This window comes from Paenibacillus sp. J22P15 (genome assembly GCF_056269345.1).
Window position 1 is genome coordinate 231,284 of record NZ_JBWDNT010000007.1, and the last position, 14,761, is coordinate 246,044.

The 14,761-nt window shown below is 44.3% G+C and carries 7 protein-coding genes; all 7 read left to right on the plus strand.

Features of this window, described 5'->3' with window-relative positions; all coding sequences use genetic code 11:
- Window positions 1-2 precede the first annotated feature (2 nt).
- The 7 genes from AC0YN6_RS17335 to AC0YN6_RS17365 all read left to right on the plus strand — a co-directional run bounded on the left by AC0YN6_RS17335 (window position 3) and on the right by AC0YN6_RS17365 (window position 14,761).
- Window positions 3-806, plus strand: a complete 804-nt coding sequence (locus tag AC0YN6_RS17335) for a sirohydrochlorin chelatase (RefSeq protein ID WP_475748305.1) — start codon at window positions 3-5, stop codon at window positions 804-806.
- 35 nt (window positions 807-841) lie between these two features.
- Window positions 842-1,756, plus strand: coding sequence for a diacylglycerol kinase (locus AC0YN6_RS17340; RefSeq protein ID WP_475748307.1), 915 nt, complete (start codon window positions 842-844; stop codon window positions 1,754-1,756).
- A gap of 80 nt (window positions 1,757-1,836) precedes the next feature.
- Complete coding sequence (gene rlmD / locus AC0YN6_RS17345; protein WP_475748309.1) at window positions 1,837-3,327, plus strand: 23S rRNA (uracil(1939)-C(5))-methyltransferase RlmD; 1,491 nt, start codon at window positions 1,837-1,839, stop codon at window positions 3,325-3,327.
- Window positions 3,328-3,350: 23 nt separating this feature from the next.
- The gene (locus AC0YN6_RS17350; RefSeq protein ID WP_475748311.1) at window positions 3,351-3,929 is read left to right on the plus strand and encodes a DUF4256 domain-containing protein; all 579 of its coding nucleotides are present in this window, start codon (window positions 3,351-3,353) and stop codon (window positions 3,927-3,929) included.
- A 188-nt stretch (window positions 3,930-4,117) separates the two neighbouring features.
- Window positions 4,118-5,284: a DUF4317 domain-containing protein gene (locus tag AC0YN6_RS17355; protein ID WP_475748313.1), complete on the plus strand. Its 1,167-nt coding sequence runs from the start codon at window positions 4,118-4,120 to the stop codon at window positions 5,282-5,284.
- 817 nt (window positions 5,285-6,101) lie between these two features.
- Window positions 6,102-10,502 carry a DUF7402 domain-containing protein gene (locus tag AC0YN6_RS17360; protein WP_475748331.1) on the plus strand — a complete coding sequence of 1,467 codons (4,401 nt, stop codon included), beginning with the start codon at window positions 6,102-6,104 and terminating at the stop codon, window positions 10,500-10,502.
- A 569-nt stretch (window positions 10,503-11,071) separates the two neighbouring features.
- The gene (locus AC0YN6_RS17365) at window positions 11,072-14,761 is read left to right on the plus strand and encodes a carbohydrate-binding protein (RefSeq protein WP_475748332.1); all 3,690 of its coding nucleotides are present in this window, start codon (window positions 11,072-11,074) and stop codon (window positions 14,759-14,761) included.

Consider the following 14,761-nt stretch of genomic DNA (forward strand, 5'->3'; position numbering starts at 1 on the left):
CGATGAAGCCAGGCGTTCTCGTTATTAGCCACGGCTCCAGAGAAGCTGCATGGGTACAGTTAGTCGATCAAGCTATTTCAGCAGCAGCGGCTTCGCCCCGTTTATCAGGTGTTCCAATCGTGTCGTCCTTTCTTGAGATTGTGGAGGGACGGCTTATTCAGGATGGTATTGATGAGCTGGAGCGACAGGGTGTAACGGACATGTACGTAGTGCCGCTGTTCATTTCCTCTGGCAGTACACATGTGGATGAAATCGGTCAAGCATTCGGTTTACCATCGGTTACGGATTTGGAAGGTGACCTCGGCAGGTTCCGTGTCGAGGTTAATGTCCTTTATGGACTCCCGATCGACGATGATCCCCAAATTGCGGAACTGCTCGATTCAAATATCGCAGCATTATCCACAGATCCGCAGAAGGAAGCTTTGCTGCTCATTGGTCATGGAAGCAAAGAAAAGGTATTCCATGAGCGCTGGCAGGAAGGGCTGCTGAAGCTTGGCGAGCGGCTTCGAGCACTCGGCGGCTATAAGCGAGCAGAGTATGCTATGCTGCTGCCAGATCAAGCGGCAGAGAAACTTAAAGCGATGCAAGCGGCGAATCCAGACGAAGCGGTCATTGTAGTGCCGCTGTTCCTGAGCCAGGGTTATTTTACGAACCATGTCATTCCGACTCGTCTTAACGGTCTTACGTATCGGTATAACGGCAAAGCAATGCTCCCACATGCAGCGATTGAACAGTGGTTGGAGATTCAGATGTTCGGCGGGCTGCAGCGTTTGCATGATGAGCAGCATTCTAAGCTTAATCTATAAATGTTAGGTTGAATGATTGTTAGGGGTGAACCGAGATGGCAATCAAACGTGCAAGACTTATATATAACCCGACATCGGGAAGAGAAGAAATGAAGAAACGGTTGCCAGATATTCTTCAGCGGCTCGAGCAGGGCGGCATCGAAACGAGCTGTCATGCGACGATTGGTGAAGGAGATGCTACGCTGGCAGCTGCCGAAGCCGCGGATCGCGGCTACGATATGATCATAGCTGCTGGTGGTGATGGCACGCTTTATGAAGTTATAAATGGCCTAGCGAATAAGCAAAATCGACCTCCACTTGGCATATTGCCTGTGGGTACGACCAATGATTTTGCACGGGCGATGGGTATACCGAAGCACTGGGAATACGCAGTTGATCTCATTATTCAGCAATATAGCCGGCCGATTGATGTCGGTAAGGCGAATGATCGTTATTTTATCAACATTGCTGGTGGCGGGTCCTTAACGGAACTGACCTATGACGTGCCGAGCAAGCTGAAGACGATGATTGGGCAGCTGGCTTATTATATGAAGGGCATGGAGAAAATGACCCGGCTTCGGCCAACAGAACTCACTTTTCAGGCTGAAGGTGTAGGTATGTTTCATGATGAGTTTATGATGTTCCTTATTTGTAACAGCAACTCGGTCGGCGGTTTCGAGCGGCTTGCTCCAGACTCCAAGCTGGATGATGGACTTTTGGATGTTCTTCTTATCCGCAAGTGCAACTTGCCGGAGTTTATTAAGCTGGTGACGCTTGCGCTGCGCGGCGAGCATTTAAATGATCCGCATGTGATTCATTTTCGGACGAACGAGTTGAAGGTAACGACACCGGATTATGTACAAATTAACCTAGATGGTGAATATGGCGGCGTGCTGCCGTGTACGTTCTCGGTGCTGCCGTCGCATTTGCATATTTTTGCAGATGAAACTGGGGAATCGACTTACCGGTAAGCTCGGATGAATATAGGAATCAGGGAATGATAGATAGGAACAAAAATGTAACAGCATTGAAGATAGAGCGGAGAGAGTTTATGAATAAAGGTAGAAGCAGAGGCGGCAAAGGGAGATCGCGCGGTGCAGCTCATTCAGGTGCAGCGGCGGCTCCAGTAGATGCTCCTTTTCAAAAAAATGAAGAAGTCACCGTCGATATTATCGGTCTGACACATGATGGAGAAGGGGTAGGCCGTGCTGACGGTTATACCCTTTTTATACAAGGTGCGCTTCCCGGTGAACGTGTTCGTGCGAAGGTCATGAAAGTTAAGAAACAGTACGGCTATGCGAGGCTTGAAGAGCTGCTGCTTAAGAGTCCATCGCGCATCGAGCCGCCTTGTGATATTTATAAGGAATGCGGCGGCTGCCAATTGCAGCATTTCGATTATCCGGCGCAGCTGGAGTGGAAACGGCAGCATGTTGTGGATAACTTGATGCGGATCGGCAAGCTGAGTGTCGCTGGAGAAGGTATAACTTCGGATGGAGAGAGTGCATCTAAGGGGATTGTTGTACACAAGACGGTTGGTATGGAAGAGCCTTGGCGTTATCGCAATAAGGCATCGGTGCCTATCGGGGTTAGTTCTAATAATGGACAACTAATCGCTGGTTTCTATGCTCGCGGAAGCCACCGGATAATCGATATGGATGATTGTCTGATTGAACATGAGCACAATGATGAGGTCATTCGTGTCGTGAAGCGCATCGGACGGGAACTCGGCGCGACACCTTACGATGAACAATCGGGGCGCGGCGTACTGCGTCATGTCATGGTACGGACAGGTGTTGTAACTGGCGAGATTATGGTCGTACTCGTGACGAATGGCAAGAGACTGCCGCAAGCAGATCGCTGGGTAGAGCGTATTCGTGAGGAGATTTCGGGCGTGAAGAGCATCGTTCAGAATGTGAACGAGCGAAACACGAATGTTATTTTTGGCGACGAGACTCGGGTACTATGGGGCAGCGAGGTCATCTATGATGAGCTCGACGGCATTCGCTTCGCGATTTCGGCGAGATCATTCTATCAGGTGAATCCGATGCAGACGGTAGCACTTTACCGCAAAGCGGTTGAGTATGCCGGATTAACGGGCTCGGAAACCGTGATTGACGCTTACTGCGGCATCGGTACGATATCGCTGTTCCTTGCTCGTCAGGCAGGACGCGTTTACGGTGTTGAGATCGTTCCGGAAGCTATCGAGGATGCGGCTAGAAATGCGGCGTTAAACGGCATCGCCAATGCATCGTTTGAGGCGGGACCTGCGGAGGTCGTAATTCCACGCTGGCGCCAGGAAGGGATAACGGCAGATGTAATCGTCGTTGATCCGCCGCGCAAAGGCTGCGATCCTGCACTGCTGGAGACCATTCTGGCGATGCAGCCGGAGAAAGTTGTTTATGTCAGCTGCAATCCGTCCACATTGGCAAGGGATTTACGTGTTCTCGAAGACGGCGGGTATCGGACGGTTGAGGTGGTGCCGGTGGATATGTTCCCTTGGACAGTTCATGTGGAGAGTGTGGCGTTGCTCACTAGAAAGTAGCATGTTTGAAGGGAGAAATTAACATGACAAACAGTGAAACCAGTAATAATAAGGAGTTATCGCCGGAACAACGTGAGGGACTACTCAAAACATTGAAAGCCCGTTTTGAGAAAAATATGAACCGCCATCAAGGCCTTGAGTGGGCTAACGTACAAGCAAAGCTTGAAGCTCACTCTGAAAAACTGTGGTCGCTTCATGAGATGGAGGGAACTGGCGGCGAGCCGGATGTTGTTGATTATGATAATAATACGGGCGAATACATTTTTTACGATTGTTCAGCGGAAAGTCCTAAAGGTCGCAGAAGTATTTGTTACGACCGTGAAGCGTTGGAGTCTAGGAAGGAACATAAACCACAAAATGATGCGATAGAAATGGCAGCTGCCATGGGCATTGAGCTTTTAACAGAAGAACAATACCGGGAGCTGCAGAAACTTGGAAACTTCGATTTGAAAACTTCGAGCTGGGTGAAAACACCCGCTAATATTAGAAAACTCGGCGGGGCCCTCTTTTGCGATCGTCGCTACGACACTGTCTTCTTGTACCACAATGGAGCAGAATCCTACTATGCCGCAAGAGGGTTCCGCGGCTCACTTAGGGTGTAAATTTTGCACAGACATTGAAGTGGTCTGTTTCGAAATGTACAACCCACACATGTAGAGTGTGTGGCGGTGTTGGTTTGGAACGGAACTGAAGAGAAGAGAAGTAACATTAACAGCCCTTCTAGCGAAGGGCTGTTATATTGTTTATACTGATAAAACCAATTTACTTCTTAGGAGTTGTCTAGCGAATCATGATAAAGAAAGAAGTCGCGCATATACGCAAGCAATTTAAGCTGGATCACGATATGATGAATATTAACGACATTCTCAACGTGTATATTATGAAGGATAGCAACGAGGTCTATCATTGGGAGCGCCAGGCGTTTGCTCTGGTGGATAGAGAGAAGCAGGAGCTGTATATGGGGAATTTCAAAAAACTGCTGACCGGAGAATTGGATCAGAAGTTGTTCGAGTTGAAGTTTCAGGAGGAAGCAGAGGATCCAACGAGAGTGCTACTTCACCAAGGTTTGGCGACAGGCGATCCTGAAGAATGGAAGGACCTGATGCTGCTGTTGGTGGATAAAATGTTGGTGGATGCCAAGTATGAACAGGATACAGTAGTCACGTTCGTTCGTGGACAGTATTTCCGGCCGACCAAGGGCAGAAATGAAGAAGCCGAAGAGAGCGGGAAGGACGAACTGTTCGCGCATCCGTTCATTCTATGTAGCGTGAATTCCACGGAGAAGCAAAAGAAAACTCTCTTGTTCGATTATGTGGAGAGGGAATTTAAGTACAATGTCATTGTAGATCCGATTATCAAGTTAAGTTCGCCGGAGCACGGGTTCTTTTACCCTAGCGTGACGGATAACTATTCCGATGTGAACCGCATTCTGTATTGTACGGCAAAATCAAATTATCCAGATCCGCACTTCATCGGACAGGTCTTAAATGCCGAAAGATCCATGACGGCAATGGAAGAGAGGGCTATTTTCGAAGACATCGTGAAGGAAGTGGTGGGCGAACAACTCGACGTAGCCACTCTCGCACAGGTGTACGAGGAGATTCACCAGGTAATCGAAACCAACGAAGATGAGGAAGAACCCCCGAAGTTGGATTATAAAGAAGTGGAACGTGTGCTGACAGTAAGCGGCATAGAGAACGTGACGACGGAAGAAGTGGAACGTGCGTTTCAAACGATCGTCGACGATAGGAACTATGAAATGAAGGCAAGCAGCGTTATGCCGAAATTCACTTCAAAATCGATTAAGATCGATACAAAGGTAGCCTCGATTTCGGTCAGCCCGCAGGATTTAAAGTATGTGAGACAGGTGAATTATCAAGGGAAACGATGCATCCTGATTGAGATCGACGAAGATGCCGTAATCGAAGGATTTACGCTCAGTACAGAGACGTTATAGACTCAGTTGACAGCGTTGGTTGATACCATCTCTATCTCTGGCAGCGATGAGGTCAGGGTGATTCTCGGTGATTCTCCTAGGCTACACCATATATAATTCCATATATAAATAGCGAGCGCTCGGACATCCGAGCGTTTTTTTGATGTTTTTAGAGAAAAAACAATCAAGATGCAATAACTGAAATTGCGATTTCTTAGTTTTCTTCCTGTAATCCAAAAAGCATATTTCCTTTACCTCTTTTAGAATGATATTACGGCTAAGCAAAGGCTTTTTATATGCAATACTCAAGTAAATTACTTTCAAGGATGTTCGGTTTTTACAAAATATTCATTAGAGTTTTACACGTAATTAACCTATTAATAAAAGATGGTGTGTACAATGAAATTTGTATGTATATAGAAAATTAGCCATTATCCTAAAATTATTGATATTGTAAAAAAAAAATTGAACACAAATGAAGGGCCAATTCAATGCGGAAATCGCTTTTTTGTCTAAGCACGACATTCCCAAATCGTTAGAAGATTCTATCGATTTCGATATGCAATTGTTTTCCCGCAGGGATGAGAATTTTTTGGAGGTGGTGCTTACGGATTGAAATGGCCTTGCTTCTGAGTAATTGACGTTAATCGGGAACTAATGGTCATATACAAAAAAAGCATATACACATGTATCGTCAGATCATCGGATTGAGGAGTGATTAGTATAATCTAGTTGTACAAATAACAAGGTTTGGAATCTTAGCGCGGAAGTTGCTCAGAGAGTTGTGAGTCGGCATCTTAAAATACTTAAAATATGGAGGTTTTCTGTAGTGAAAAGAATGTTATCCTTTACCCTTGTATTAACGATGATGTTCGTTATGTTATCGAATACGGTTAGCGCAGTAACATCAAATAATGACTTAGTCAAAATCGACAATGCCAACCCCCTTATGGCGTCGATGAAATTCGATAATAATTTGAAGGACGATACCAATCAAGAGGATTTGGAATCGAACGGAAATCATAGTTATGTAGAAGGTGTATTACCCGGGACCAAAGCTCTGCATTTAGAGAGCGGAAACGGCAATTATGTAGGTACCAAGAGCAGCTTGGAATTTGGTGAGGATAGCTTCACCGTATCCTTCTGGTATAAGGGCGACACTAGAAATGATCAGGTCATATTATCCAACAAGGATTTTACTAAGAGCTCTAACGAAGGCTGGGCGATTTATACATCAGCCAATTCGGTCAATATGAATTTAGGATTCCCGACCACATCAGTAAAATTTGGGCGCGACACGTTTAATGCTTCGACTTGGCGTCACGTGACATTTGTTGTAGACAGAGATAAGATGCTCGGATCGTTGTATATTGATGGTTACGAAATGGCTGAAACTTCGCTGGGGCTCGGATCTTTAGATACATCGAACTCATTAAATATAGGCAGCGACGGAGTGGGCGGCAATGGTAATAATTCATTCGATATCGCTGAACTGAAGGTTTGGAAAGGCGCATTAAGCGGTGATGTAGTTAAAGCTAATTTTATTAGTTACGGTGTAAACAAAGTAGACATGAACGCACTTAACGACACAATTTCAAAAGCAAATACACTAATAGCAGGCGGTCTTGGCAACGGCTTCAGCCAAACCGATTTTGATTATTTGCAGAAGGTTATGAATACGGCAAATACGGTGGCAACAACGCAAAATGTAAAATTATATACACAGGAAACCATCAATTATTACAAACGTGAACTAAGCAACGCCATATTCATATATGAAAAAAGCAATAAAACATTAACTCCCGCTGGTTTAAATGTAATTATAGACAGCGACCCGGAAGTTAGTGATGATCCCGGAGTAATTGATGCTAGAGTAAAAATGTACACAAAAGAACTGAGTTTGTTCCCACAGGCCGACGTAGTCTTTATTCCTGGCGACATTACCGGCCAAGATAATGACGTGGCTATGAAAGGTATGACAAAAATAGTAAATAAACTTAAAAGTGATGGTTTGTTAAACAATACGAAGTGGTACATGGTAAGAGGCAACCATGATGGGGCCGGTTCCCAAAATTTTATTCCTATCGGTTCGGCGGGCGCGTGGAACGAGTCAACGAATTCATATGAAAACCATTTCTATAACAGTGCTTATAGGGTGAATGTAAAAGGATATAATTTTGTGGGTTTTGACGGAAATATTAACAGCAGCAATACGGTGGGAAAAACCACCGATCTCCTCAACCAAATTAAAAATGAAGAGGATTACGATCCAACAAAACCGATATTTGTATCTTCTCACTTCCCTATAAGCGGAACCGTGTGGTCAGAGAGATGGAGCAGCGCGGCAAGTAATAGTGTAGGTAAATATATTGCCGACAATAACTTTTCGCAGGTGGTATATATGTCAGGTCATACGCAATACGACCCTACCGACGAACGTTCTCACTATCAAGGTGCGGCTACGTATCTCGACAGCGGTGCGAGTTCATATTCCAGTTATATTGATGACGGTCCATACGGCGGATATTTAGAAGGCTCGTATATCAATTATCTTACCACACCTAAGATCGTGAATTTCTTAGAGGTTTACGGTTCAAAAATGATCATCAAACAGTATAATTTAGCTACAGATGAATATGTAGGCGTACCTTCTGTAAAAATCGTTGGCGAAGGCAAAGATGCCTTTACCTATAGCAGGAGCGATACAAGAGACCTCATAGCTCCGCAGCTTGATGAGGATTCTATTAAGGTCGATTACTTGGACTTCAGTAACAACGGAGTTGGTTTTACATTAAAGCAAGCAACAGACAACGTGCGTGTTTTGGAATATAATATTGAGCTTATCAACAAGCTCACTGGGAAAGTGGACAAATCGTTTAACAGCCTTTCGATGCCGATGGAGAAACCATACGATGTATCCAAGAAATATCAGGTTACAGGTTTGTCGGCGAATACGCCATATAAAATCAGGGTATTCGCCGACGATTCCATGTATAACCGTTCGTCGCAGGACATTGACATTTTGGCTCAGAATATTAATTTAAACAGCATCACTGCGCCTGCTGACGCAATAGATATCGCATTCGGAGCGGCGAAGACAGCGGACGCCCTTGGATTGCCAAAGTCAGTATCCTTGGTTACAGATGAAGCAATCATGGTGGATGCCAAGGTGACATGGGATGTAGATGCTTCAAACTATGATCCCACTGCAGCGACTCCACAGACATTCAATGTAAATGGAACTGTAATTCTTCCATCTATAGTAACAAATCTCAATAACGTGCCTCTGACAACAAGTATTAGAGTATTTGTTAATAAGTTATCAGTGTCGACTGCTGCCGCTACTGCTACCGCTTCATCATATCACAATGAGAATTATCATCCCAAAAAAGTGATCGATGGTATCAAAGGGGGGCAACCGGGTGTTGGCGAATGGACGGGGAGCAATGATGGAGATCAGGGTCGATGGATCCAGGTGAATTGGCCGACGAATCAAACGATCAACAGTATTACCTTCTATGATCGGGCAAACGTCTCCGACTGGACGAAAGGCGGAACACTTACCTTCAGCGACGGAAGCACTGAGACGGTTTCAGGAATCCCGAATGACGGGAGCGGTTATTCTGTACATTTCCCTACCAGGAAGGTGACTTGGGTCAAATTCCAGTTATCCGGTCAGGGGAATATGGGTTTGTCGGAAATGGAATTTTCGTGGGTTGTTCCGGCTGGGGTACCTTTGAATCTCGTGAGCTTCAAAGCGCCTGCTGACATAACAGGAATGCCAATCGGAACGGCGAAGACAGCGGACGCCCTTGGATTGCCAAAGACAGTATCCATGGTTACCGATAAATACAGTCTGGATGCCAAGGTGACATGGAATGTAGATGCATCAAACTATGATCCCACTGTAAAGACTGCACAGACATTCACTGTTAATGGAACTGTAGCTTTGCCAACAGGGGTGGCAAATCCCGATAACGTACCTTTGACAACAAGCATTAGAGTAACTGTTAATAAGATCCCAGCGTGGACCGCCACAGTTACTGCTTCATCGTACTACAATAGCGCTCATTCTCCCGACAAAGTGTTCGATGGCATCATAGGGCAAGCGGGTAGCGAATGGGCTTCCAAGGAAGAACAGAATCCATGGATCCAGCTGAATTGGACGACGAATCAAACGTTCAACAAGATTATCTTCAATGATCGCCCCAATTTATCGGACTGGGCGCCCGGCGGAACGCTTACCTTTAGCGACGGAAGCACTTATACGTTTTCAGGAATCCCGAATGACGGGAGCGCTTATTCTGTAACTTTCCCTGATAAGACGGTGACATGGGTCAAATTCCAGGTATCCGGTGGAAGCGGACCAAATGTCGGTTTGTCGGAAATGACAATTTTCGCGCCGGTGCTTCCGGCTGCAACGCCTCAATCTACATTGACAGGTGTACAGCAGGTGAACGCTGGTGAAGCCTTCAATCTTAAGATGGGACTGACCAGTGTAACAGAAAGTGTATACCAGCAAATGTATGCCCAAGATTTGACTCTACATTATAATCCAGCGAATTTGCAATTCGATTCAGTTACATCGCTGAAAGATGGATTCGAGGTCATTGACCAAGAGGAGACAACGCTGGGTCAAATTCGGATTATTGCTTCCAGCGTCGAAGCAAACCAAGGGGTACTTGCCCAAGGCGATTTGTTGAATTTCAAATTTACAGCCAAATCTGCAACGGAGGCAACGAAAATTACTGTCGACAATGTTGTGATTGCCAATGCAGAGGGGAATGAACTGCAGGTCGGCGGAGCTTCCCATGAAATTCAAATTAGTATACCTGTAGATAAATCGCTCTTAAACGCAACGATAACAAGCGCTCAGGCCAAGTACGATGCAGCAGTAGAAGGCAATGGGCACGGCCAGTACGTGAATGGATCCAAAGCGCAATTGCAATCGGCGATTGATGCAGCCAGCGCTATTGCAAACGATTCGAATGCTTCTCAGAAGCAGGTGGATAGTGCGAAATCTGCATTAGAAGCGGCAGTTCAATCATTTGATAATAAGAAGATTAGCGCAGATGTTAATGGAAGAGACGGCATCACGATTGGAGACTTGGCATTTGTTGCAGCGGCTTACGGCAAACAACAAGGTCAAGAGGGGTGGAATGAGAAAGCGGATGTCAATAAAGACGGTAAGATTAGTATTGAAGATCTTGCGATCGTAGCTAAAGCGATTTTGCAATAATCAGTTTAAAGAAGCCATTGATTCCATTTTAAATGGGGTCAATGGCTTTTTTAGTACAGGAAAATCGCAAAAATTCAAGGGCATTCCTTAGTTTTGGTTGAATCAGGGATGTTCTGTCTTTACAAAATCTTCATTAGAGTTTTACACGTAATTAACCTATTAATAAATGATTAAATGTACAATAATTTTTGTATAGATGTATAAAATTAGTCATTGAACTAGAAAAATAGATTTTATAAAAAAAATATTGAACACAGATGAAGGACCATTTAATGCGGAAATCGCTGTTTTCTCTAATGCAAGGCATATCCAAATCGTTAGAAGAGTCTATCGATTTCGATATGCAATTGTTTTCCCGTAGGGATGAGAATTTTTTGGGGGTGGTGCTTGCGGATTGAAATGGCCTTGTCTCTGAGTAAATGACGTTAAATCATTGGTTTGATGAGTGATTAGTATAATCTAGTTGTACAAATAACAAGGTTTGGAATCTAAGCGTGGAAGTTGCTCAGAGAGTTGTGAGTCGGCACCTGAAAATACTTAAAATATGGAGGTTTTCTGTAGTGAAAAGAATGTTATCCTTTACCCTCTTATTAACGATGATATTCGGTATGTTATCGAATACGGTCAGCGCGGTATCATCAGATAATGACGTATTCAAAATCGACAATGCCAACCCCCTTATTGCATCGATGAAATTCGATAATAATTTAAAAGACGATGCAAATCAAAAAGATTTGAAAGCTAATGGAAATCATAGTTATGTAGACGGTGTATTACCCGGGACCAAAGCTCTGCACTTAGAAAGCGGAGATGACAATTATGTTGGAACGAAGGATAGCTTGAAGTTTGGTAGTGACAGTTTTACCACATCCTTCTGGTATAAGGGCGACACTAAAAATGATCAGGTCATATTATCCAACAAGGATTTTACTAAGAGCTCTAACGAAGGCTGGGCGATTTATACATCAGGCAATTCGGTCAATATGAATTTAGGATTCCCGACCGCATCAGTAAAATTTGGGCGCGACACGTTTGATGCTTCGAATTGGCGTTACGTGACATTTGTTGTAGACAGAGATAAAATGCTCGGATCGTTGTATATCGATGGATACAAAATGACTGAAACTTCGCTGGGGGTAGGAACTTTAGATACACCGAACCCATTAAATATAGGCAGCGACGGATTGGGCAAAAATGGCGGTAATTCATTCGATATCGCTGATCTGAATGTTTGGAAAGGCGCATTAAGTAGTGATATGGTTCAAGCGAATTATAATAGTTACGGCGTAAATAAAGTAGATATGAAAGCACTTAACGACACAATAGCAGAAGCAAATACAATAATAGAAGGCGGTCTCGGCGACGGCTTCAGCGAAACCGATTTTGAGTCTTTGAAAAAGGTTTTGAATACGGCAACTGCGGTTGCAACAACGCAAAAAGTAAAATTATATACACAGGAAACTATCAATTATTACGAACGTGAACTAAACAGCGCCCTATTCATCTATCAGAAAAGCAATAAAACATTAACTCCCGCCGATTTAAATATGATTGTGGACAGTGACCCGGAAGTTAGTAGCGATCCTGCAAAAATAGCGCAAATTGAAAAAGGCTACAGAACAGAACTGAGACTATTCCCACAGGCTGACGTACTCTTTATTCCTGGCGATGTTACCGGCGGTAACAATGCCAATGAATATGTGTGGATGAAAAATCTGACAGCCATACACACTAAACTTACAAATGAGGGTTTGTTAAAAAATACGAAGTTTTATATGGTAAGAGGCAACCATGATATGGGCGGCGCCGAACAATTTATACCTATCGGTTCGGCAGGCGCGTGGAACGAGTCAACGAATTCATACGATAACAATTTCTTTAACGATTCTTATAGGGTAAATGTAAAAGGATATAATTTTGTAGGTTTTGACGGAAATTATAACAACGACAAAACGGTGGGAAAAGCGACCAATTTCCTCAACCAAATTAAAAATGAAGAGGATTACGATCCAACCAAACCCATATTTGTATCTTCTCACTACCCTATAAGCGGGACCGTGTGGTCAGGGCAATGGAGCAGCGCGGGAAGTAATGCTGTAGGTAAATATATTGCCGAAAATAACTTCTCGCAGGTGGTATATATGTCAGGTCATACGCAATACGACCCGACCGACGAACGTTCTCACTATCAAGGTTCGGCAACGTTTCTCGACAGCGGTGCAAGTTCATATTCCAGTTATATTGATGGCGGTCCGTACGGCGGATATATAGAAGGCTCGTATATCAACTACAAAACCACACCTCGCATCGTGAATTTCATAGAGGTTTACGGTTCAAAAATGATCATCAAACAGTATAATTTAGCTACAGATGAATATGTAGGCATACCTTCTGTAAAAGTCGTAGGTGAAGGCAAAGAGGCCTTTACCTATAGCAGGAGCGATATAAGAGAACTTATAGCTCCGCAGTTTGAAGAGGGAATTAAGGTCGATTCCTACAATAACAACGAAGTTGCTTTTACAATAAAACAAGCAAATGACAATGTTCGCGTCTTGGAATATAATATTCAGCTTATTAACAAGCTCACGGGGAAAGTGGACAAATCGTTTAATAGCCTTTCACTGCCGCTAGACAAACCATTCGATGAATACAGACATTATAAGTTTACTGGTTTGTCGTCGACTACTCCATATATACTCAGGGTATTCGCCGACGATTCCATGTATAACCGTTCGTCGATGGACATTGACCTTGATGTTAATACTGGTAATTTAAAAAGCATCACTGCGCCTGCTGACATGACAGGGTTAACAATCGGAACGGCGAAGACAGCGAACGCCCTTGGATTGCCAGAGACAGTATCTTTGGTTACCGATGCAGGCTGGGGAAATGCCAATGTGACATGGGATATAGTTGCTTCAAACTATGATCCCGCTGTAAAGACTACACAGACCTTCACTGTAAAAGGAACGGTAACTTTGCCAACTGGTGTGGCAAACCCCAATAACGTACCTTTGACAACAAGTATTAGAGTAACTGTTGATACAGCAGCTTTTATTCAGGCGGAAAACTATACCTCTATGAATAATGTAAAGAAAGAGGATTCGGGTGACATTGGCGGCGGACAGCATCTTGGATATATTGGTGCGGGTTCTTGGATGGAATATAGTAACATCGATATTCCGACGTCAGGAACTTATACCCTGCAATACAGGGTGGCTGTCAATAAGTCGGTAGGATCCGACATCACATTAATCGTAGATGGAGTTTCGCAGAAGACAACGAAATTACCGAATACAGGAGGGTGGGCGAATTGGTCAACAGTGTCCGATGAGGTTACACTGGCGGCCGGGAAGCATACAATAAGGCTTCATGCAGATACAGACGGATTTAATATCAACTGGTTCAAACTATTGAATTCAACAAATCCAAATCCTCAGTCTACATTGACAGGTTTACAGCAGGTGAACGCTGGTGAAGCCTTCAATCTTAAGATGGGATTGACCGGCGTAACGCAAAGTGTATACCAGCAAATGTATGCCCAAGATTTGACGCTACATTATAATCCAGCGAATTTGCAATTCGATTCGGTTACATCGCTGAAAGATGGATTCCAAGTCATTGAACAAAAGGAGACAGCGCCGGGTCAAATTCGAATTATTGCTGCCAGCGTGGAAGCAAACCAAGGAGTACTTGCCGAAGGCGATTTGTTGACTTTCAATTTTACTGCCAAATCTGCAATTGAGACAACGGCAATAACTGTCGACAATGTTGTAATAGCTAATGCAAAGGGGAATGAGCTGCAGGTCGGCGGAGCCTCCCGCGAGTTACAAATAACTGTACCTAGTATACCTGTAGATAAGTCACTTTTGACCGCTTTGATCGCAAGCGCTCAGGCTAAGTACGATGCAGCAGTGGAAGGAAATGGGCACGGTCAGTACGTGAATGGATCCAAAGCGCAATTGCAATCGGCTATCGATACGGCAGTTGTGACAGTAAACGATCCAAACGCCGATCAGCAGCAGGTGGATAGCGCGAAAGCTGCATTGGAAGCGGCAATCCAAGTGTTTGACACCAAGAAAATCAATGCGGATGTCAATGGGGATGGAAAAATTTCTATTGGCGACATGGCTATTGTTGCAGCGCTTTACGGCAAACAACAAGATCAGGCGGGCTGGAATGCGAAAGCGGATGTAAATAAAGACGGCAAGGTGGATATTGTAGACCTTGCAATCACAGCTAAAGCAATCTTGCAGTAA